At 46.4% G+C, this 3021-nt stretch carries 3 protein-coding genes; 2 read left to right on the plus strand and 1 reads right to left on the minus strand.

The features are described 5' to 3' along the window. Nucleotides 1–819 precede the first annotated feature (819 nt). Nucleotides 820–2004 (plus strand): site-specific integrase, encoded by a 1185-nt coding sequence (locus P9L94_17335; GenBank protein MDP8245850.1) that lies wholly within the window; start codon nucleotides 820–822, stop codon nucleotides 2002–2004. Nucleotides 2005–2269: 265 nt separating this feature from the next. Here P9L94_17335 and P9L94_17340 read toward each other — a convergent pair whose 3' ends face one another. Then, a complete protein-coding gene (locus P9L94_17340) occupies nucleotides 2270–2707 on the minus strand; it encodes a hypothetical protein (protein ID MDP8245851.1) in 438 nt (145 codons plus the stop codon). 3 nt (nucleotides 2708–2710) lie between these two features. On the opposite strand from P9L94_17340, the gene P9L94_17345 reads away from it, so the two are divergent. Continuing rightward, nucleotides 2711–3021: hypothetical protein (locus tag P9L94_17345; protein MDP8245852.1), on the plus strand; the 311-nt coding region annotated here is incomplete at its 3' end.

A 3021-nucleotide genomic window follows, 5' to 3' on the forward strand; every position in this document is an offset into this window, starting at 1 on the left:
CATGATATAGTAAACTCGTGGACATTCTGTATGCCTTTCTGAACTAGAGATCGCCGTTTCTAAATTCAGAATATACAGTAATGTCCATTCTTTTTTACACAAAAGTACTCAAATACCGGAAGAACCTAATATAACTTAATAATACATGCTCAAACATAATTATATCAACCGGGAAATCCTTCTTTGAATAACTGCAATATATTGTCAGGCATAAATAATATTGCATACTACTTCCTAACTGTAAAGTGTTTAACTTGTATTTAGATTAATTTCTTAGACAAATCTCACTTTCTCTGTAAATATTACTTAGCAATGCACACACAAAAATGAATCTATTGTTGTTATTCTAATTACTTTGATCAATTAAAGAGGGACTTAACTAAGGTACAGTGCTGTAGTGAAGCCGGGGGGTCTGGTTAAAAAATTTCTGGCTTGTAGGGAACCCTCGAATCTGTAATTCCAGGTCAGATAATGGTCTGTCTTCCTGTGCTTAGATGGTGAGTGCCTCTTATATCACTGTAAAACAGACGGGTGCTCACTCTTTGCTCACTTTTATTTTTTATCTTCGGGGACGGGATGAGTTAAAGTTAGTGGATTCAATGAGCTGGCGAAGGGATTCGAACCCGCGACCTGCTGATTACAAATCTCACGTCCCTGCTACTTTGTACAGATATAAACTACTATAAAACCCCTATTTTATTGGCTTTTTTCTACTATAATCTACCACAGCAACCAATGCAATACCGTGTCTCCTGTTAGCTATATGTTAGCTTTTCCTGAGAGATGCGACAAACTGATTATTCCTTTATGGAGATGAAAATGCCCAAATTCACCATGAAAGAACTGATAAAGGCTGAGTATCCCAAAGAGAAAAAGGGAACATTCATTCTATGGGATGACCAGGTACAGGGCTTTGGGCTTCGCATTCATCCGACAAATTCAAAGTCGTGGATTATTCAATACCGGATTGGCAACAAGCAACGGTTTATGAATATTGGGCAATTTCCTAAAGTAACACTGATCAAAGCGCGAAATACCGCCAAGGAGAAATTTGGAGAGATTGCCGGCGGCGTTGATCCAACAGAACAAAGAAAGAAGAACAAAGAGCGTCAACTGACGATTGAACAACTTTGCAACCATTACATGACCGAATATGCAAAGCCCCGTAAGAAATCCTGGAAAGAAGACGAACGGAAGATAAAACGGCATGTGTTGCCGCGAATTGGAAAGAAGCCAGCCTTGTCTCTTAAACGTGCGGACATCATGAGAATCCATCGTGAGATAGGGAAAAACTCTCCGTATGAAGCAAACCGAGTGCTCGCATTTCTCAGTAAATTATTCGGTTTCGGTCGGGCGGCGGATTACCTGCCTGAAACCCATATCAACCCATGCCGGGATGTTGAAAAGTTCAAGGAAAAGCCACGCGAAAGATGGCTCAGCGATGGAGATGAATTTTTGAAACTATTGAATGCGATCAGCGAAGACGAGAACATCTATTATCGCTCATTCTTTACTCTATTGATCTTAACAGGAATGAGAAAAGGCGAACTCCAGAATCTGAAATGGTCTCAAATTGACTTCAAAAATTCGTCCGTGTATTTCGCGGATACAAAAAGCGGATACTCAGAGACAAAGCCATTATCAGACCATTCGATCAGAGTTATGAGAGAAATTCCACGCCTAGTTGATAACCCGCATGTATTCCCTAGTCCAACAGAAGTGGGGAAAGCAATTGTAAACATGGACAAACCGTGGAGAAGAATCAAAAAACGAGCAGAAATCACAGACCTGAGGATTCATGATCTTCGCAGAACATTCGTGTCGTATATGGCGAATGATAAGATACCACTAGAAATTGCCTCAAAGGCCGTCGGCCATCGCTCAATCCGAGTGACTGAAACCGTCTACGCTCGCTTCAAAGATGACCCCATTCGCGAGGCAATAAACCAAACCGGAGACAAAATCATCAGCCTGCAAAAGATCAAACAAGAAAAGTCGGCTTGAGAATACAATTAATCACAACACAGCCGACTTATAAATTGATGTTTAAAAAACGACAAGATATAATATCCAAGAATCAGCAGCGCTATCAGTGATCGACTCAGGGTTCACGATGTCGCTTGATTTTGGGGAACCCCGCCGTGAACTTCCCCCGTTTTGGTGGACACCCGGCTAAGAGGGTGTTGTTGCGGCGTGTTCGAATCGCGCCGGGCTCAGGTAGCCCAGCGTCGAATGCAGCCGCTTACGATTATAAAACACTTCCATATACTCAAACAGTTCTTGCCTCGCTTGGCTCTGCGAACCGAACGGCGCGTCCAGTGCGAACGCCGACTTCAGCGTGTGAAAGAAACTCTCCACCACCGCGTTGTCCCAGCAGTCGCCCTTTCGACTCATGCTGCAAACCCCACCGTGCGCCTTTAGCAATTGCTGATACGCTCGACAGGCATACTGCACCCCGCGATCCGAATGGTGAACCAACCCCTGCGGCGGCGTACGTTGCATCAACGCCATGCGCAGGGCGTCCAGCGTCAGGGATTGCGACATCGTCTTTTGCATCGACCAACCCACCACCCGGCGTTAAAAACAAATCCAACACCACCGCCAGATACAACCAGCCTTGCTTGGTTGCGATATAGGTGATGTCCGACGCCCAAACCGTATTCGGAGTTTCCGCCTCAAAGCAGCGCTGCAGCAAGTTGGGGGCCACTGGGTGCGCATGATTCGAGTCCGTCGTGCGGCGAAACCGCTTGGCCTGCTTGGCCCGGATGCCGTTCACCCGCATGAGGCGCGCGATACGCTTTTCCCCGCAGCAAACCCCTTCCAACTGCAATTGCTGATGAATGCGAGGACTGCCGTATTCGCGGCGGTTCTCTTGATGCACCCGCCGAATGTTCTCAAGCAATTGCTGGTCGCGTCGGCGGCGCTTGCTCATCGGCGGCGCTTGCTCATCGGCGGCGCTTGCTCATCGGCGGCGCTTGCTCATCGGCGGCGCTTGCTCATCGGCGGCGCTTGCTCATCGGC

Origin of the sequence: Candidatus Hinthialibacter antarcticus, from assembly GCA_030765645.1 — a bacterium.
GTDB lineage: Bacteria > Hinthialibacterota > Hinthialibacteria > Hinthialibacterales > Hinthialibacteraceae > Hinthialibacter > Hinthialibacter antarcticus.